The organism is Arcicella sp. BE140, assembly GCF_031456255.1.
GTDB lineage: Bacteria > Bacteroidota > Bacteroidia > Cytophagales > Spirosomataceae > Arcicella > Arcicella aquatica.
The window spans coordinates 81,997-102,360 of record NZ_JAVDUE010000020.1 but is presented as its reverse complement, the minus strand read 5'-3'; the positions used below and the strand labels follow the sequence as shown (position 1 = coordinate 102,360).

Below are 20,364 nucleotides of genomic sequence, written 5' to 3'. Positions count from 1 at the left end.
TTGCATGATATTCAAAAACGGACTACTTTTGCATCACGATTAACAACAATCCTTCTTAGCTCAGCCGGTTAGAGCACATGACTGTTAATCATGGGGTCCCTGGTTCGAGCCCAGGAGAGGGAGCAAAAAGCCTTAAATCACACGATTTAAGGCTTTTTTGTTGAAACAAACTTTAAATGTGTTCCAAACACTTTGGAACAGTTAGGAATGTTGATTTTTTCTTATAACTTTAGGCAATTAAAATAGATAGATGTTTTAATTATTGGATAATGACAATCTGATGCTATAAACCTGCCAATTAGTTATTCAATCTTTATAGTTATCTATGATTTTTACATCCTATAAGCCCCCAAAATTGCTTCAGAATACTCACAATAATGACACTGAATATTGCATCATATAATAATGGTTCTTCAAAAGTATCCTCTATAAGGAAACAAGAAGATATTGATAATCTCATTATTAAAAAAATAGCATCATTAACTATTAACGATAGTAAAATATGGACTTCTCCCAAGTACGATAGAAGTAAAAATGTTCATCGCTTTTTTCAATATCCAGCTATGATGGTTCCGATTGTGCAACAAACTCTAATCGAAAGCATTACTACCGTTGACAATTCTGTAACTACAATTTTAGACCCTTTTATGGGTTCTGCTACATCAATTGTTGCTGGAATGATGAATGGATTATCGTGCTATGGTCAGGATATAAACCCGTTATCTATTCTGCTTTCCAAAGTAAAAACTCACTATTTTAATATTGAGGAAGTCTCTAAAAGGTCTATTGAACTAATCAAATCAATTAATTCTGATGAAAGATTGTGTATTGAGAAAAATTTCAAAGGTATTGACAAATGGTTTAAAGTATCTGTTTCATTAGAATTATCAAAAATTGTAAGAGGTATAAGAAAATGTGAAGACATTGAGATAAGACGCTTATTCTGGATTACTTTAGCTGAAACAGTCCGACTTTCATCAAACGATAGAACAAGTACTTTTAAATTGCATATTAGACCATTAGAAGAAATCCAACACAGGAATATTTCAGCAACTGAACTATTTGAAAAATTGCTTAATAGGAATATTGATGATATTGTAAGCCATAATAAAATGCTTTTATCCAAAATGGTTGTTGGTAAAAATGGATACAAAAAGAAAATCTCTATTCTTTTTAAGAACTCTACAGAGTATATTTTTATACCCAATGGAGGTATTGACTTATTGGTGTCTTCTCCTCCTTATGGCGATAATTCTACCACTGTCCCTTATGGTCAACATGCATATTTGCCTTTACAATGGATAGACTTAAAAGATATAGATGAATCAATAACAGAAGATTTGCTTTCTACTATCTCTGCGATTGATAGAAAAAGCCTTGGGGGAAAACTTATATTACCTTCGCAAGAAATTGTGGATAACTTATTTGAAATATCTCCATCATTAAGGAACGTCATTGAAAAATTGACAGTGACACATCCAGATAAAACAAGTAAAATTATTTGTTTTACCAATGATTTATATATTGTCCTACAAAAGTGTTGTGAAGCAGTAAGAAAAAATGGCTACCTAGTTTGGACGATTGGTAATCGAAGAGTTGGTGGTATAGAAATTCCTAATAATAAAATTTTGATTGAACTCCTTGAGCATAATGGAATCAAATTGCTTACTGAAATAAAACGAGATATTTTGAATAAGAGGATGGCTCAACGAAATCGTTCGACTACGACTATGGTCACCGAAGATATATTGATTTTTAGAAAAACATTTTAATGCTTTGAATCGTGACAAACTTGCAAGAAAATCTACATTTCGATATTTCAACTTCTGTAATTAAACAGTTGGGAGAACAGCTAATTTCGGATGAGGTTACAGCAATAATGGAGTTAATAAAAAACTCTTATGATGCAGAAGCTGACTGGGTCAAAATTGATATTGATGTTAATAACTGCTTGACAAATGATTTCCATTTCAATGATGTAAAAGGTTATATACTACTCGAAGATAATGGAGAGGGAATGTCATTGTCAGATATTAGTAGTAGATGGTTGGTTATTTCGTTTTCTGCTAAAAGAGACCAAAAAGAAAGTGGTACATACAATGAAGGCAAAAGAATCCCATTAGGAGATAAAGGATTGGGCAGATTAAGTACGCAAAGAATAGGAAAGCAGATTGAAATAGTTACTGGGGTTGCTGATGAAGATATATATCATTCTTTGGCATACAATTGGGATGATTTTGATGGAACACGAAAATTATCAGATGTACAAGTTGTTTATAGAACTTTCCCCAAAAAAGTAGGTTTAAAAGGAACAAAAGTAGCTATAACTTCCCTTAATAATCCAACAGTTTGGAAAGGCGAAGCATTTGATGTTTTTAGAAGTGAATTATCCAAAATGATTTTTCCTGTTAAGGAGAACAGACCATTTAATGTTCGATTATCTGTAGCTGGACAAAAAGTAGATTTGGATTCATTGAATGAACAGCTTAGAAAGCAGGCTATCGGAGAATACAAATTGAGATATGATGGAAAGAAGCTCAACATCGAAATATTATTAAAATTAAATAAGCTTAGGGGAAATGATAGTTCTTTCTATGAGAAAACTATTATATCTGATAATGGGAAAGCTTTTTTTGAGTTTTTGACAGATAAGCAAAGAAATAAGCGTGAGTTTTTAGATAAAGTTCAAACCGAATATTTAGGACAACTTAATAACGGATATTTTTTTAAGTATAAGACAGAATATCATTTTGAGAAAATTGCAAATAATTCTGTTATCAGTGGTGATATTCTTATATTAGCCAATCCAGGTATTTTTGATGGAGAAATTCTTGAGTATGATATTAGAGGAGATGTCGATTTGAATGAAGAAGAGTATTTTGATAGTGTAGGTGAGTATAAAAGATTAGTAAAGAATCAAGTTGGAGTGAGAATTTTTAGAGATGGATTTGGCATTAAGCCATATGGGTTGAATAACAATGATTGGTTACAATTATCAACAGGACAGACCTCTGGAGCTTCATTTTACGGTTTACGTCCTGGAAATATTATTGGATATATAAGTATTTCAAATAAAGACAACTTGTCATTGACAGAAAAAACGGATAGAGAAGGTTTTGTCGAATCTCCATATTCTCAGAACTTTTTTTTAATTACAAAAAAATTTGTTAGTGAAATTAATTTAGTTTTAGAAAGAGCTAAAAGAGCTTTAAATACATATAAAAGCGTATTAGCTGATAGTAAAGGAACATTTCAAGGTTCTACAACTAAGGCAATTGAAGGTGTAAATGCAGTGGCGGAACAATCAAAAAACACACTGCCTATTATCGAGGAATTACAGACCGATTTAAGTAGTATTTCCAAAGAAGTAAAACAAAATATTGATTCGCCCTTATTTAATAATCAAAATACAACTTCCGCAGATTTAAAAGTAGTATCTTTTTTACATAAGGCGGAAAACACTTTAATGCAAGTTGAAAAAGCTATAAAGTCTTCAGCAGAACTTGATAACAATGCTGATTTTATAGCTCCTCAAATTAATTTGTTAAAAAGACAACTTCATGATTTTTCAGAATTAGCAGGTTTAGGATTGACAGCAGAAGCATGGTCTCATGAAATTTTAAATATGTTGGAACGAATTTCAAGTCAAACTAATGACATTGAAAAGCGTCTAAAAATGCTAAAAAATATTGATTCTGTGATTTACATTTATATAGAATACGTCAAGAGTTTTGTTCAAAACTTACGCATTCAAGTAAATCATTTTTCTCCTTCGTTAAGATATAATCGTGAAAAGAAACAGGAAATAAAATTGTCTGAATTTATAGATGAGTCGAAAACTTTTTTTGTTTCTAAATTCACTAAAATAAATGGAGAAATCAAGGTTTCTATATCAGAAGACTTTAAGGTTAAGGCTAATAAAGGTAAACTAACACAAGTTTTTGATAATATTCTCTTAAATTCAGAATATTGGCTTAGGAAAAAACAACTAAGCGATAAAAGTTTTTTACCTATAGTATTCATTGAAGTAGATTCTCATTTAATTAAGATTTGGGATAATGGAAGTGGTATTGATGAAACTATTGCAGAAAGTATCTTTCAACCTTTTACTACTTCAAAACCAGTTGGGGAAGGTAGAGGCTTAGGTCTTTATATAGTTGAGCAAATTATAGAATCAATGGGAGGGGAGATAACATTACTACACAAGCGTAATACAGAAAATAGGAGATATATATTCCAAATAAATTTAGAATCTGCCAAAGTTAATCCATAAAATTATTGCTACGAGTATGAGCCAGCCTTTACCTAAAACATCATACACCATTGAAAATGCCAAAGAACACTTAGCTTCTTTATTACATTTGATGAAAATAGACAAAGTATATTTTGTTGATGATTCATTGGGCGATGAACCGAATGTTAATGAATTTATAGGTCTAATTCGTAAAATTCAAGATATTGATAAGTTAAAAGATGGTTTAAGTTTTTTTGAATTTAAAGATGATTTAGACCTATTTATCGACAATATTAATGATACATGGGATAATCTTACACCTGATCAGAGAAATAAGTGTTTTGTAGTTGTATATAAGGCTGTAGGAAAAGATTATACTAGTTTAGATGTTTCATCTTCATTAAAGACCTTTTTCAATGAGGATATTTGTGTTTTATGTTCTCCTGCTCAATGGGAACAATATATTCTTCATACCCATCATAAAGGAAGCAACAATATATTGGTATTATTCGACCAAGATTTAAATAAATCGGGTGGGGTTTTTGTAACCAAAAAAGGAGAAGATTTGATAATTGATATTAAGAAAGGTGGCTATCGTTCTAATATCTTTCCCGCACTTTTTACTTACACAATAACAAATATCGAAGAAGAGCTATCGCAAAGGGTTGAGATTGTTGAAAAGTTTAAAAAAGCTGGCGAAGCCTTGTCGAATGAGGACTTCTTTGTATTCACTAAAGATAGGCTTTACAAACCCGATTTATTTGCAGATGCTATCAAAAAGCTTTTTTTAAATCAGTATTGTGAGCAGGTAAAAGATAAGACCTTAAACCTGGCTTTAGAAGCATTTAATAAGACTATCGAAGAACTTAAGTTGCTCGACACATATTCTTTCGATTTTGCGATACTAAAATCATCATTAAATGAAGGTATTTGGGAAGTAGAGACACTCTTGAGAGTAATAAATATCTATTTAGATAATTTTATCAAGGTAGAGATGATAAAAACAGATTATTTGTTAAGTGCAAATGAAGCTTTTGAAAAAGCTCATGCTATTTCAAAGAGTTTTAATATCTCCGTAGAAGGAATAAACACACAACCGTATCAAAAGCCCATAGAGCTAAGAGCAAAGGAAATATATGAACAAGGAGAAATTATAAATGGTCTTTATAAACCGTTAGAGAATGGGGATATTTTTGAACTTACTGATTTAGGAAATAAAAAAAGTATGTATGTTTTAGTTGCTCAAGAATGTGATTTAATGTTAAGAAGTACAGGAGAACGTAAACTCCAAACTGCGACGCTACTATATCTGAGTTCAAAGAAAATCAAAGATTTAGTGGCCGACGAAAGTAAGTCTTTTAAGAACTATGAAACTAACGGAAGACCTTTTACTTTTTGGGACACAAGATATAAATTAGACCATTTTGAAACTACTAAAGTTGGTATTGTAAACTTTACTAATTCTCCACTTGTCGTCGATTTGAATTTCCTTGATTTAGTATCTTTTAATCATCTTGGCGAGGCTGAAATAGAGCTTAAAAACAAAAATAGAATTAAATTACAGGCTTCATTAGAAGCTAGAGAGAATATTGTTATACCTAAATTAATAGAGAAAAAGAAAGAAATAAACGTTTTATTAAGAGGGTTACCAAAAAATAAAGATAGATATAAGGCTCTCAATTCAAAGCTTAGCCCAGACCTTGTAATAATTGGAGATAAAAAAATACCTGTAGCTATGGGAAAAAGTAGTTTTTCTCTCAAAGTAAAAAGAATAAAGCGTCTTCGTCAGCCGTATGCGAGGCTTTTGCTTGAAAAGTATATGGAATATTTAACACGGAATGCCTTACTACATGATTTTGCTAAGAAATAGTAACAAACAATAAGTGATTTTGGTCTTAAATAATTTTGTATGGTTATTAATTATTATTTTAAGCAATGGACTGCTTTGAAAAAAATCACTTTCACTTTAAACAGCTTTTACACCTTGTCCGACAAGCAATAATCATATTTTAAAGGAAATCACTCTCTGTTTAAAGAAGTTTTACCTTTGTCGGACACTTTTTAAAACTGTATTAAACAGGAAGAATATCGTTTTAAACGGCTTTCTGACGGGTCGGGCAGGTTTTTAAACGGGTATTACACACTTTGATGAATGTCCGTCAGAAACGTAAATCCGTTTAAAAGAAAAAGCCCGACACTTAAAGTATCAGGCTTGTGAATTTAAACTGTCCCGTCCTGAAATAGGTTGTCCCCCAACATAAAAGAAACACAAGACGTATAAAAAAACAAACCCTGATAATCAAGAGAATTATCAGGGTTTTGTTTTGGTCAACAATCAAAAACGATTAAACATATAATGGAAATGCTTCCATCCATTTGTTTACTTCTGTTTTCACTGAACCTAAATATGTATCGTTATCGTGATTCATCAATACGCTATCGATTAACTCTACGATATGTAACATTTCAGCTTCTTTCATACCACGAGTAGTCATCGCAGCAGTACCAACACGCATACCTGATGTAACAAATGGAGATTTGTCATCAAATGGAACCATGTTTTTGTTGATAGTAATATCAGCTTTAATCAACGTGTTTTCAGCCAATTTACCTGTCAATCCTTTTGGACGTAAGTCGATAAGCATTAAATGGTTATCTGTACCGCCAGAAATGATTTTATATCCTTTGTCAACAAATGCTTGTGCCATTACTTTGGCATTTTTCTGCAATTGTTCAGCATACGCTTGGAAGTCGTCTGTAAGGGCTTCTCCGAAAGCAATTGCTTTAGCAGCAATTACGTGTTCTAATGGACCACCTTGTGTACCTGGGAAAACACCGCCATCTAATAAAGCTGACATCGTTTTCAATTCACCTTTCAAGGTTTTTAAACCGAATGGGTTTTCAAAATCTTGACCCATCATAATCAAACCACCACGCGGACCTCTTAACGTCTTGTGTGTAGTTGTCGTTACGATATGGCAGTGTTGCATTGGGTTGTTCAATAAACCTTTAGCAATCAAAGCCGATGGGTGTGAAATATCTGCTAATAAAATAGCGCCTACTTGGTCAGCAATAGCACGTAAACGTACATAGTCCCAATCACGAGAATACGCTGAAGCACCACAGATAATCAATTTTGGTTGTTCTTTCAAAGCGGTAGCTTCTACTTTATCCCAATCAATCAAACCTGTTTCTTCTTCTACACCATAGAAAAATGCTTGGAAATATTTTCCAGAGAAGTTTACTGGAGAACCATGCGAAAGGTGACCACCATGCGAAAGGTTGAAACCTAAAATTTTATCCCCTGGGTTCAAGAAAGATAAGAAAACCGCAGCGTTTGCTTGTGCACCAGAGTGCGGTTGAACGTTTGCCCAAGTGGCACCGAACAATGCTTTAGCACGCTCAATTGCAATTGTTTCTACTTGATCAACTACCTCGCAACCGCCATAATAGCGTTTCCCTGGTAGTCCTTCTGCATACTTGTTTGTCAAAACTGAGCCTTGAGCTTCCATTACTTGCTTTGAAGTAAAGTTTTCTGAAGCAATCAATTCGATACCGTACTCCTGACGGTGAGCTTCTTGATTAATCAAGTTGAAAATTTCGGTATCTCTTTCGAGCGTGAAAGTTGCTGTTGCCATTTTATTAGAAGATTGCACGGGTTAAAATGCCGTACATGGTTGGTTCTGTTAAAGAAAATCAACAAATTGTTATAAATTCATCAACAATGTGATAATTTATGGGTAAAAATACTGCTTAAAAATGGATTGTAAAAACATTTTTGTAAATGTCGGCATGCTTACCTTCCAAGAAAGTAAAATCTTTGAAATTTGTGGCTAAAATTTAACTAAAATCAACAGAATAAATGAAAAAGTTATTAACAATTCTGCTAACAATCAGTGTATTATCAGTTTTTGCACAAGATGGCCCAACGGCATTAAAAATTGGTGATAAAGCACCCGATTTTACAGCGAAAGATCATGCAGGAAATATCGTTAGTTTAAAAGAATTAACTAAAAAAGGAAAGGTAGTCGTGATGTTCTATCGCGGAGCGTGGTGTCCGTATTGTAATAAGTACATGAGTCAGATTGAAGAAGCCTTACCAGATTTCTCTGCAAAAAATGCCACGGTAGTTGCCATAACGCCCGAACCAGAAGAATCTATCAGCAAAGCCGTTGAAAAAACAAAGGCTACCTTTTCAATTATTTATGATAAAGACAGAGCAATCATGAAACAGTGGAAGGTAGCGTATGAGATGTCGCCCGAATTACAAACTAAGTATAAAGGATATGGTTTAGATTTGCAAAAACAACAAGGAGATTGGATGTTGCCCGTACCTGCAACTTACGTAATTGGCAAGAACGGTAAAATAGAATTCGTTCACTTCGACGAAAATTACCAGAAAAGAGCAGAAATTAAAGATATTTTGATGAAGCTGTAAAAGGTGTAATTTGAAAATTTGAAGATTTGATGATTTGAAAATGTTAATTATGAAATTGAAGTATCTTTCGATTCTGGAAAAATGTAATAATTTTAAATATTAATTATAAAATTAAACCATTTCTAGATGCTAAAAAGATGAGGTGATTTGAAAATATCAATCTTCAAATCACCTCATCTTCAAATTTTCAAATCCCCTATATCCCTCTCTTAATAGCCTGATAAATCGCTTCGTTGATATTTGTTCGTACGTTCAAGTCAGAAAGTTTTGAATTGTTTCTGGTTGGGTATACCCTATTACAAAGGAAAACATATACCAATTGATGTTCAGGGTCTACCCAAGTATAAGTTCCTGTAAAACCAGAATGCCCAAAACTTGATTGACTAGCACTTGCAGCCGCACTGATACCCGGACGTTTGCGGTCGGGTTTATCAAAACCTACCCCTCTCCTACTATTTTCTTCTATTGAAAAAGGATAAACCGTCCATTCTTTCATCGTAGATTCTTTGATAAACTGTTTGCCTCCATAATATCCATTTTGAAGATACATCTGCATCAATTTAGCCAAATCTTGTGCAGTACCAAAAAGCCCTGCGTGTCCAGAAATACCATTCAGCATAGAAGCACCCTCGTCGTGTACTCGCCCATGAATAAGCGTTTTACGGTACAGTGAATCATACTCAGAAGGAACAATTCTCGACAATGGAAAATGTTCACGCGCATTATAAGTCAGCGTAGTAGCCCCCAAAGGTTTATAGAAAGTATTTTTCAAGAATGATTCAAAATCTTTTCCCGTTAGGCGAGGAATGATTTTGGGATACATATAATAAGATAAATCTGAATAAACGTATTCCTTTTTCTCTCTGAGGGGTGAATCCTCAATGGCTTTATAAATTGTTTTATTGTAGTCTTTATGTAACCATAAATTATCGGCTACTTGTACAGAATAATCACCCGATTTGGTGTAAGAGAACGTCTTTGGTTTCCAAATGGTTGGGTCTTTTACCAAATTGATACAATCTTTCCAAAGTGCCTTATCGGTTTGGATAATTTGGCACATTCTAGCTAACGCCTTTTTACGACGGAACAATTTATCCCAGAAAGTAATAGCATATTTATCAGCATATTTTTCTTTATAAATCTTACTAGCTAATACCATTTTAGTAGAATCCAGACAGTCCATCCAAAAGGGAATCCATGCTTTTAAACGTGCCTGATGCGTAAAGACATCTTTATAAATCAAAGGAGCTTTGTTTGAATTTGCCCATTCTGGAATCAATTCACCCATAGTAGTATTCAACGTAAATTTCCCTTCGTCTTCCATTTTCATCATCGAAGGCACAGACGTACTGATTTTGGTAATAGAAGCTAAATCGTATAAATCGTTGGTAGAAACTGCTGTGCCTTCATACGTTTGTTTTCCGTAGGCTTTATGTAAGATTACTTTGCCATTTTTAGCTACTAATACTACTGCCCCAGGAGTAGCTTTTTGTCTGATAGCTTCATTGACAATTGAATCAACTTTGCTTGTTAAGAATTTCGTATCAATGCCCACAGCTTCTGGTACGGCATATTGAAAACGCTTGATTGCTTCTGTTTTAATACCATCATTGTATCTAAACGCCATACTCACACCAACAGGCAACTTGCCTTTAGCACCAATGGCACCAAAAATCAATTCAGCAATTGCGACAGACTCGTGCATCTGTGGGCTTTCCTGATAGGTAATCATTAAAGCTTTGGCTTTGTCAAGATTTTCAAATTTAGATAAGGTATAGGCGTTGGAGAAAAGCGAAACAATGGTTTTAGGCGAATTGGCAAACTCCTTTACCAATTCCTGTATTTTAGGATGAATACTATAGTTTTTGGCAGGACGAACCGATTGCCCATTGATAGCCATCAATACCAAATTATAGTTTTTCAAAGAATCTCTCACCGCTTGAATCACTTCATTGCTCGAATTTTCATCTAAATTAAAATGCTGAACATCGGTATAGTTTGAAAGCATCTTCTGAAAATCAGTCGGTTTTTTACTCCCAAAAGTAGGATTGCCAATATTCAGGGAAGCAATTTTTAACGTGTCTAAGTTTCTGAGTGGAATAATATTCTCGTCATTTTTCAACAACGTAATAGTTTCTTCAGCTAACTGACGATTTAATACTTCTGATTTTTTAGGATTCAAATCAGCAATCAAGTTTTTAAGCTCAATAGGTTGGTATTTATCCAAACCAGCCCAAGCTTTGGCCGTCAAGATTCTTTTTACCCTTAAATCAATATCCGCTTGCGAGATTTCTCCTTTTACCAAGGCTTTTTTAATAGCATTGAAAGCCGCTGGCACATCAATAAAAGTTTCTAACACATCATTACCCGCCAAAATAGCTTTTACATTGGCAGTTCCCTCGGGAAAGAATTTTACAGCCCCTTGCATATCCATCGCATCTGTAAAAACCAATCCCTTAAAGCCTAAATCTTTTCTTAATAAATCAGTAACAATGTTTTTTGATAAAGTAGAAGCTAAATTTTTGGTGGTATCCAGCGAAGGAATGCTTAAATGAGCAACCATCACACCTTGTAAACCATTTTCGATTAATGCACGGTACGGGAAAAGCTCTAAAGAATCTAGTCGGGTTCTATTATGGGGAATTACGGGTAAGTCTGTGTGAGAATCCACCCCAGTATCACCATGCCCTGGGAAGTGCTTAGCAGAAGTAATAATACCACCTTTTTGTAAACCACGCATATAAGCCAAAGCTTTTGAGGTAACTTTCTCGCGATTTTCACCAAAAGAACGGAAGTTAATCACAGGATTGTTAGGGTTATTATTGACATCTACTACTGGTGCATAATTAATATGCACGCCCATTCGCTTACATTGTTGGGCAATCTGCAAGCCCATTTCTTCTAACAATTGCTCGTTACCTTGCATAGCGCCCAAGGTCATTTGATAAGGGAAACGTACTGTGCTATCTAAACGCATTTCAAGTCCCCATTCCAAATCCATTCCTATTAACATAGGTACTTTAGACATAGCCTGTAGCTTGTTTACCATCAATGCTTGTGCCGTTGGGCGATTCCTAAAGAAAACAAAACCTCCGACGTGATAATCTCTTACTATTTTATATAAACGTGCAGTATCATAATCATAACTATAATTGCCTCGAGGCATCATAAGTTGTCCTATTTTTTCATCTACAGAAAGGGAATTGAAAACAGAATCGACCCAACGCTTGTTAGCATTTGGGAAAAGGTCTTGGGCTTTAGTGTGAAGAGTAAGGAAAGTACAAAGTATAAAAGTGATGAAGCTGAATTTTTTCATACAAAATGCTGATTAGTTGATTATGCAATTTACACAAAAAAAAATAGGGATAGTTCAGGACAGCCTATTTCTGAAAGAGATAGATTTTTTTATATTTTGATGAAGCGTATCTGGCAAGATTTTTTAACAATATTTAAGAAATACTAGAGCAGGGTAGATAGCATGATTTTGAGAAAAAGAATAAAATTTTGCTAAAAAACAGAAAACAATGCATATATTTTGTATATATTTAGGGCATAATGCAAGAAATATGGCTAAACGAAAAACAGGTTGTTAATATTTGTTAATGCTCTTAAAAACTTTAGCATTTTTTTTGGAATTAATATTACAACAATTATCTTTGAATCAACCTTTCAGAATAACTACTAAAAAGAGTTTACAAAATTCGCTAAAATAAAAATATAGGAGATATAATATGATATAAAGCTTTACGTTAACTAAATAGATTTATCAAAATGGAAAAAATCCATGTTAACGACAGCGAGCTTGTATCACGCTATATAAAAAACAGTGACGAAAAGGCATTTGAAACTCTTGTTCGCCGATACAAATCCAAAGTTTACACAACGATTTACTTAATTGTTAAAGACACCTTCGTAGCCGAAGATTTAATGCAAGATACTTTCATTAAAGCTGTTGACGTGCTTCGTTCGGGAAAATACAATGATGAAGGGAAATTTTTGCCATGGGTGCTCAGAATTGCTCACAATATGGCGATTGACTATTTCCGTCGTGATAAACGCTATCCAAATGTCGTATTCGAAGATGGTAGCAGTGTGTTTAATACATTAGATTTTGCAGAAGATTCTTATGAAGATTTGCAAATTCGTAATGAGTCGCATGCTCATCTAAGAGACCTGATTAAACGTCTTCCAGACTCGCAAAGAGAAGTGCTAGTGATGCGTCATTACGAAGATATGAGTTTTCAGGAAATTGCAGACGCCACAGGCGTAAGCATTAACACGGCACTAGGAAGAATGCGTTATGCGTTGATAAATCTACGCAAAATGATGAGTAAACATTCTCCGAGCTATGATACAAACCTTTACGCAGCATGACGTTATCCGTTACGTCTATCAAGAAACAACGGAAGAGGAAAATCTTATGATTCAGGACGGACTTGTCCATGATAATGAGATGCTAGAATTTTATTTAGATATGCTTGATGTGAAAGCAGGTTTAGATAAAAGTTTTCAACAACCTTCCGAAAGAAGCATAGACAACATTCTTGCGTATTCGAGAAACCATACAGAAAGTCATCAACCCTTAGTTGTTTAACCTAGGATTGATGACTTTTTTTTGTGAAGCTGTACTAAGAAACCTCCTTGCCGAGGCTTCTTGGTACAGCTTTGTTTTTATAGTCCTTTGGGGTTACAATAAAAAAGAGTATTTTGACTTTCCAAATTTTATAATTTTTCATCAACAAACCCTTAATTGCTTGATAGTCGTAGGTTTATAGGAATAAGTAAAATATAATTAATCAACGAAGCAACGCTTGGAAGATTGGGGTTGTCTAACATCACATAATCCTTACTTTAAAAATGTTGTTTTTCAAGGTCATTTTACTTACACGATAAATCGTTCCCTATCCATTAACAAAAAACATAGCATGAAACGACTGATTACACTGACACTCTTGTTGGGGGGATTTGCTTCTTTTGCTCAAGAGAAACAATTGTATAATACTTCTCAACAAAAAAGGCTACAAAGTTTATCGGCTGAGTTTTCTACTCAACAAGATAATAATTATCAAAAAGCTGTTAAAGTTGCTACGGAAAAGAAATGGCAACTGAATGGAAATTTAAAAAACAATCGTTTCTTTAAACTTTACGGAATAGACGAAACAGGACATCCGCTATATGTAGCTACTGAGAGTAATGCACAAGCGGCTGCTACTACGCGTACTGATCAATTGTATACGGGAGGTTCATTAGGAGTGTCATTGAATGGGAGTAGTGCTTCTGTAAAAAATAAATTAGGTGTGTGGGATGGCGGAGGAGTATTGGCAACGCATCAGGAACTAACATCAAGAGTAACTCAGCAAGATAAAGTAACAGGAACGAACTTACACTCTACGCACGTAGCAGGAACATTAATTGCCCAAGGCATATCACCCCTTGCCAAAGGAATGGCTTTTGGCGCAAATTTAAAAGCTTGGGATTTTACCAGTGATGTATCTGAAATGACTGCTGGAGCAGCAGACTTATTAGTTTCGAATCACTCTTATGGATTCTTAGCAGGCTGGAGTTATGATGATACCAGAAGCCGTTGGGCATGGTATGGTAATACAAGCATTAGCCAAACGGAAGACTATAAGTTTGGATTTTATGACACCAACACACAGTCGTGGGATAAGGTTGCTAATAACGCACCATACTACCTTATCGTAAAATCAGCAGGGAATAACAGGGGTGAAACAGGGCCTACAGCAGGAGAATATTATTACTTGGGTTCTTCGAGTGATACAAGCTCGGTTGTAAGAAGTAAAAATGATAGCTATGATATCTTAGCCACAACTAGCACAGCCAAAAATATTTTGACAGTAGGTGCTGTAAATGGAACGAGTGGCAAAGCACCTTTAAGGGCATCAGATATTAGTATTTCATCTTTTAGTAGTTGGGGTCCTACAGACGACGGTAGAATAAAACCAGATATTGTAGCGGTTGGCGTTAACTTACTTTCAAGCTCAAATGCTTCTGCGACAAGCTATACTATTTTAAGTGGAACGTCGATGGCTTCACCACAGGCTGCTGGAAGTATCTTGTTGTTACAAGAATTGTATGCTCAAAAAAATGATGGTTTATTGATGCGTTCGTCCACCCTAAAAGGCTTGGTATTGCATACTGCCGACGATGCAGGGAATGTTGGTCCAGACTATATTTATGGTTGGGGTTTATTAAACATGGAAAGAGCAGGGAAAGTGATTCAGAATGCTGATAAATCGTATGATATTTCTGAAAGAACGTTAGCGAATGGAGGTTCATACACTCAAAAAGTTATTGCTTCTGGCAAAGGGGCTTTAACTGCTACTATTTGTTGGACAGACCCAGAAGGAACAGCAACGAGCGCAACTGCTGCGAATTTGAATAATCGTACACCTAAATTAATTAACGATTTAGATATCAGGATTTCAGATGGCACCAATAATTATTTGCCTTTTATTCTTAATCCAGACCAACCAAGTGCTTTAGCTACCAAAGGCGATAACATCAGAGATAACGTTGAACAGATTTTGATTGCTGATGCTGTTCCGGGTAAAAGCTATACGATAACTATCAATCATAAGAATACGCTGAAAAACAGTACACAAGACTATGCTTTGATATTGAGTGGAATAGGAGGGACAGAGTATTGTGCCTCAGTACCAACTACTTCATTGAACAATATTGAAAGTATTAAATTAGGAGATGTAACGACAGGATATAAAGCATCTTCTTCTCAGAGTTTACCATTAGAAATTAGTTTAAAGGGTACTAGTACTAAAAAAGTACGTGTTTATATTGACTGGAATGCTAATGGAACGTTTGAAGAAGCTACAGAGTTAGCTGCAAGTTCTGGTGATATTGTAGGAGCGAGTGTTTTCAAAGCCACGATTGCTGTGCCATCTGGCTTAACGATTGGAAACAGTACTATCATGAGGGTAGTTACAGGCGAAGACCTTGGTACTGCCAGTATTAGTAGTTGTGGAACTTATGCAAAAGGTATCACACAAGACTATAAAATAGATTTTGTTCGCCCGAGTATAGATGTGGCTGTCCTAGATTTGATAACACCTGAAGTGAGTAACTTTTGTGCTTCTGCATCAGGTTCAGTATCCATTTCATTAAGGAATAATGGTACTGCTACGTTACAAAATATTCCTGTAACTGTAAATGTATCAGACGGTACAGGCGTAATAGCTGTATTGACAGGTACTTATAAAAATCAATTAGCTACTTTAAGTGATGGAACACTTTTGTTAGATGGTACTTTCAGTGCTAAGGTTGGGGGGAATTATACTTTTGCCGTAAAATTAGGCTTGGCTAATGATCAAGATGTGACGAATGATACAAAAACATTTGTACGCCAAGTTACGGCATCTGCAACACCAACAACGGCCATTGCGGCGGTCTGTGAAGGAGCTACTACTTTAAATGTTAAAGGTACTGAAACATCTACTTTGCTTTGGTATGATGCACTAACGGGCGGAAACCTATTGTTCACAGGAAATTCGGGCTCATTTACTAAACCAGCCAATACAGATAAAATATATGTTGGTGTAAATGATATTGCGGGTTCTGTGGGACCAAAAGATAAGTATGTTTACGGCGGAGGAAGTTATTATGAATCGTTTGGCCCAGAACCAATCATTGTTACACAAACCCCTTTGGTGATTGAAAGTGCAAGAGTATATATTGGTACAGCAGGTAAAATTACTTTTACAATTTACCGCCAGTCAGACTCGACACCAATTTCTTCGGTGAGTTTTGATGTTACGCCTACTCGTACAACAGCCAACTCAACCCGTTCAAGTAATCAGTTGGTGGACGATTTGACCGATCAAGGAATTGTGTTACCGCTAAATTTAGCGATTCCAACAGCAGGGACTTATGTATTATCACAAGAATGTACAAACGGAGCCTCTATTTACAGAAGTAACTTAAATGCTAATTCGACTGTATCTGGTACTGATTTAATCGGTTTTCCCTTTACTATTCCAAATGTAATAAGCATCACAGGTTCATTATATAACGGCTCTACCATCAAAACGGGATATTACTATACGTATGACATGAAAGTAAAATCTTATGGTTGTCCAAGTACGAGGGTAGAAGTGCCAATTACTACACAAACAGCGCCAAAAGTAACAGTTAGTCCATCCTCAGCATTTAGTATTTGTCAAGATGACGCTAAGTTATTAACTGCAAGCAGTGGTACTAATTATACCTACCAATGGTTATTAAATGGTCAGTCAATAGCTGGAGCTACCTCAGCGACATATTCAGTGATAAAATCAGGAGCTTATAGTGTAAAGGTTACTGAAAATGGTTTTTGTTCTGCCACGTCAGCGGCGGTGAATGGTACTCTTATAACACCTATTATTCCACAAGTAAAATTGGAAGCTGGTGCATTAAGTCTTACTTCTGGCTCAAATCCCGTTTGGTACCTTAGTGGAAGCATTATTGCCGATGCTGTTACTAATACCATTACTCCAACGAAATCAGGCGTGTACATGGCTAAGGTGACTGACACCAATGGCTGTTCAGTTTTTTCTGAGGGATATACCTTTACAGTAACTGCGGTTGAGGCTGAAGTAAATACAGAGGAAACAGCTAAAATATATCCAAATCCTGCTCCCCAGTCGTTTAAAGTAGAATATACAACGCCACAAAATCCTAAATATGTTTATGCCGAAATGATAAATTTATTAGGAGTAACTGTTTCTGCGAAAGAATTGGTAAAATCGGATGGTATTTATAAAACAGAGTTTGATGTATCTCAACAAAATGCGGGTACATTCTTTATCAGAATTTACTCAGATAAATCTGTGAAAGTAGTGCCTATTGTAATCAATAGAAACTAGGGACTTAAAGCTTCATAAAAAATCCCAGTTGTTTGTAGTTTTTACTACTCACAACTGGGATTTTTTTATTGAGGAAATATCAAGAATAAATAGCTATTGAAAATTATTACTTAATAAATCTTCTATTGAAATGCCCAATACTTGGCTAAGTTTTTTTGCTTCAACGATATTTGGAAGACTTTGGTCACTCTCCCATGATGATATTTTACTTTGAGAAGGAATGTTAATTAAATCAGCTAAAGCTGCTTGTGAAAGGCGATTTTTCATACGTAGATTTCTAATGTTTTTTCCTAGGTTTGACATAACTATTAATTTTTTAAAGTAGAATTAAATGATGAATTATTGATTCTAAACCAAATATCTTAGAGATGAACGTATTTCACAAGTAAAAATTGTAAAATTTTCTAATTATCTAAAAGTAGATGAAAATTATCTGATTTCAGATTGGAGAGTAGGAAGAAGTTAGGCAAATTTGTTTTAATCAAAGCCCCAATCATAAAGGGTGATTAACTTATTATTTTGGGTTCAATTTTTAAGAAAAATATATTTTTAAATTGAGTGACCAGTTTTTATCAAAGCACAAATGAAAACGATTTTTGATAGAACACTTTCTAATGATGATATAGGTATAAGAAATTGGTATCGATGCTGCTGTCGTAGTATTGGTTACTTATGGACTTATGATAAATGTGGTAATGTGCGAGTAATGGGAGGACGTAAAAGTAAAATTATGTTTTTTTATTTATTACTAATTTGTCAAATTAGTTTTAGTCAATACAAAAACCCTCCATTTACGATTAAGAAAGGAAAAAAAGGTTACTGCTTTATTAATAAAAATAATAAAGCAGTATCAAAGTATTATGATACAATTAGACCTTTTAGAGAAGGAAGGGCTTTGGTTGGATTGAGAGTAAAAAGCTATAAATCGAAGGTTTGCTGGAATATATTAAATGAAAGATGTCAAGAGATTTTAAAAACAGATAGCTCAAGATTTTTTTCATCAGATTTTTCAGAAGGCTATACGATTGTTACATTAAAAGAATATTATTACTTAATAGACAGGAATGGAAAAATAATTCCATTTTATGATTTTGTTCTTGAAAATACTGGTGATTACGTTTTTATGGGAGGATTGGCAAGGTGTGAGGTAGAAAAGTCTGTGGGAGGACAAGCTTGTTATTGTGGTTCATACGGAGCAATATCTGAAAAAATTAGAGAGAATTACGCAGATCATAATTTTCAATTTCTTATTCCAAGCAAATACGATACTATTTCTCGTTATAAACCTGGACAATTAAGAATTGTTGGAAAAGCAGGGAAATATGGTTTTTTAGATACCTTGGGCAAGCTGAAAATTCCTTTAATGTATAGTAATGTTACTGCCTATTATTGGAACAATTGGAGTTTGGTTGAAAAAGACAAGCTATATACTTTTTTAGATGTAATATCTGGAAGTAGTCCTGCCAAGGATTGGTTTCAAAATGTATTTCCATCAAGATTAAACTTTACATGGGTAAAAAAATCAGATAAATGGGGTGCAATAGATGTCTACGGAAATACAAAAATACCATTTGAATATAATTCTGTAATACAATTTGACACATTAGGAAAAGCTACTATTCAAAAAGGAAAGTATTTTGGAATTGTTGATTCTTCCGCTAAAATAATTGTCCCATTTCAATATCAAAAAATTTATCATTTTAAAGAAGGTATAGCACTAGTACAGAAGAACGATAAATTTGGTTATATAAACGACAAAGGACAAGAAATATCGCCCATAAAATACATAAGTGCTACCAATTTTGATAATGGAAAAGCAATTGTTGAGAACTCTTTTTATTGGGAAAAAATTGATAAAAATGGTGAGACAAGTTTTAATAGTTTAAAATGGAATATACTCATTATCATCCTTGGTATTTTAGTAGTATTGTGGTTTGTTTTGCATAAATTAAATTTAGCTAACCTCTGATAGAATAGTACTAATTCATGCAACCTTAACGTTGTTTAATGCATCTAAGTGATAGTATTCAATAATCATTTACATAGAAATATAAGCAAACAAAGGTTATGAGAAAAATAAAAAGTTTATGCGTGTTATTATTAACTTCTGTGTCGTCAATTGTTTTAGGACAACAAAACCAAGAAGTTACTTTACAATCCTTCAATAAAATCGATGTGCAAGGCATCATGAAGGTAGAGCTTGTGAAAGGTAAAACTAATAAAATAACAACTGAAGCACTAAATGGCGCAAATCTTGAAGATTTGACTGTAGCTGTTTCTGGAGGAGAGCTTGGAGTTAAAACAAAAATATTTAAGCAACTGACTGATAGGGATAATAATAAAAGAAAAGCTGATTCTCAGAAGTTATTTAAAGTAAGAATAGAATATACCAACGAATTAGCTAGCCTTCAGATAGGTCGCGGAGCAGAATTGGTATCAGCGGAAACATTAACAGGAAACCGCTTGCTTGTTGATGCCTCATCAGGAGCCATCGTAACATTGAAAATAAGTGTTAATAACTTAGAATTATCTAGTGTACAAGGAGCCATCGTAAATCTAGAAGGAAAAGCAATGTTCCAGCAAACAAAAGTAAATACTGGTGGCGAATTATTTGCGTATAATTTAATAAGCGACGAAGTAGAAATAAGAGCGCATACGGGTGGTGTGGCACAAGTAAGTGCCAATAAAATGTTAGATGCCTCAGCAGGAACAGGCGGGATGATTAACTACAAAGGAAATCCTAGCGAAAGAAATGTAAAGTCTAATTTAGGAGGCGAGGTTCGTTCAAATTAATAGAAGTTGCTTTTCGATAA

The 20,364-nt window shown here is 34.4% G+C and carries 12 protein-coding genes and 1 tRNA gene; 10 read left to right on the top strand and 3 right to left on the bottom strand.

The features are described 5' to 3' along the window. The first annotated feature begins 49 nt into the window (after window positions 1-49). The 4 genes from J2Y60_RS21830 (at window position 50) to J2Y60_RS21815 (ending at window position 6,104) form a co-directional block, all read left to right on the top strand. Window positions 50-123: transfer RNA gene (locus J2Y60_RS21830), tRNA-Asn, on the top strand. A 254-nt stretch (window positions 124-377) separates the two neighbouring features. After that, entirely contained in the window at window positions 378-1,772 is a 1,395-nt protein-coding gene (locus J2Y60_RS21825) for a hypothetical protein (RefSeq protein WP_309921669.1), read from the top strand. Window positions 1,773-1,792: 20 nt separating this feature from the next. Beyond that, on the top strand, window positions 1,793-4,273 hold the full coding sequence (locus tag J2Y60_RS21820; RefSeq protein WP_309921672.1) for a sensor histidine kinase: 2,481 nt from the start codon (window positions 1,793-1,795) through the stop codon (window positions 4,271-4,273). Between the two features lie 16 nt (window positions 4,274-4,289). Then, the gene (locus J2Y60_RS21815; RefSeq protein WP_309921675.1) at window positions 4,290-6,104 is read left to right on the top strand and encodes a hypothetical protein; all 1,815 of its coding nucleotides are present in this window, start codon (window positions 4,290-4,292) and stop codon (window positions 6,102-6,104) included. 475 nt (window positions 6,105-6,579) lie between these two features. On the opposite strand, the gene glyA is transcribed toward J2Y60_RS21815, so the two are convergent. Then, window positions 6,580-7,872: a serine hydroxymethyltransferase gene (gene glyA, locus J2Y60_RS21810; RefSeq protein ID WP_309921678.1), complete on the bottom strand. Its 1,293-nt coding sequence runs from the start codon at window positions 7,870-7,872 to the stop codon at window positions 6,580-6,582. A 224-nt stretch (window positions 7,873-8,096) separates the two neighbouring features. Between glyA and J2Y60_RS21805 the strand changes: the two genes are divergently transcribed. Next, on the top strand, window positions 8,097-8,672 hold the full coding sequence (locus J2Y60_RS21805; RefSeq protein ID WP_309921682.1) for a peroxiredoxin-like family protein: 576 nt from the start codon (window positions 8,097-8,099) through the stop codon (window positions 8,670-8,672). Between the two features lie 196 nt (window positions 8,673-8,868). Here the strand turns inward: J2Y60_RS21805 and J2Y60_RS21800 are convergent, their stop codons facing one another. Beyond that, window positions 8,869-11,988 (bottom strand): glycoside hydrolase family 3 N-terminal domain-containing protein, encoded by a 3,120-nt coding sequence (locus J2Y60_RS21800; protein WP_309921685.1) that lies wholly within the window; start codon window positions 11,986-11,988, stop codon window positions 8,869-8,871. Window positions 11,989-12,443: 455 nt separating this feature from the next. Here J2Y60_RS21800 and J2Y60_RS21795 point away from each other — a divergent pair, with 455 nt between their 5' ends. The 3 genes from J2Y60_RS21795 to J2Y60_RS21785 all read left to right on the top strand — a co-directional run bounded on the left by J2Y60_RS21795 (window position 12,444) and on the right by J2Y60_RS21785 (window position 17,551). After that, window positions 12,444-13,046 carry a sigma-70 family RNA polymerase sigma factor gene (locus J2Y60_RS21795; protein ID WP_309921688.1) on the top strand — a complete coding sequence of 201 codons (603 nt, stop codon included), beginning with the start codon at window positions 12,444-12,446 and terminating at the stop codon, window positions 13,044-13,046. Then, complete coding sequence (locus J2Y60_RS21790) at window positions 13,021-13,266, top strand: hypothetical protein (RefSeq protein ID WP_309921692.1); 246 nt, start codon at window positions 13,021-13,023, stop codon at window positions 13,264-13,266. Before J2Y60_RS21795 ends, J2Y60_RS21790 begins: the two co-directional genes overlap by 26 nt. A 331-nt stretch (window positions 13,267-13,597) precedes the next feature. Further along, complete coding sequence (locus J2Y60_RS21785; protein WP_309921698.1) at window positions 13,598-17,551, top strand: S8 family serine peptidase; 3,954 nt, start codon at window positions 13,598-13,600, stop codon at window positions 17,549-17,551. Window positions 17,552-17,644: 93 nt separating this feature from the next. On the opposite strand, the gene J2Y60_RS21780 is transcribed toward J2Y60_RS21785, so the two are convergent. Beyond that, window positions 17,645-17,854 carry a helix-turn-helix transcriptional regulator gene (locus J2Y60_RS21780; protein WP_309921704.1) on the bottom strand — a complete coding sequence of 70 codons (210 nt, stop codon included), beginning with the start codon at window positions 17,852-17,854 and terminating at the stop codon, window positions 17,645-17,647. A gap of 280 nt (window positions 17,855-18,134) precedes the next feature. Here J2Y60_RS21780 and J2Y60_RS21775 point away from each other — a divergent pair, with 280 nt between their 5' ends. After that, a complete protein-coding gene (locus J2Y60_RS21775) occupies window positions 18,135-19,520 on the top strand; it encodes a WG repeat-containing protein (protein ID WP_309921708.1) in 1,386 nt (461 codons plus the stop codon). Window positions 19,521-19,618: 98 nt separating this feature from the next. Then, a complete protein-coding gene (locus J2Y60_RS21770) occupies window positions 19,619-20,344 on the top strand; it encodes a head GIN domain-containing protein (protein WP_309921711.1) in 726 nt (241 codons plus the stop codon). The last annotated feature ends 20 nt before the right edge of the window (window positions 20,345-20,364 follow it).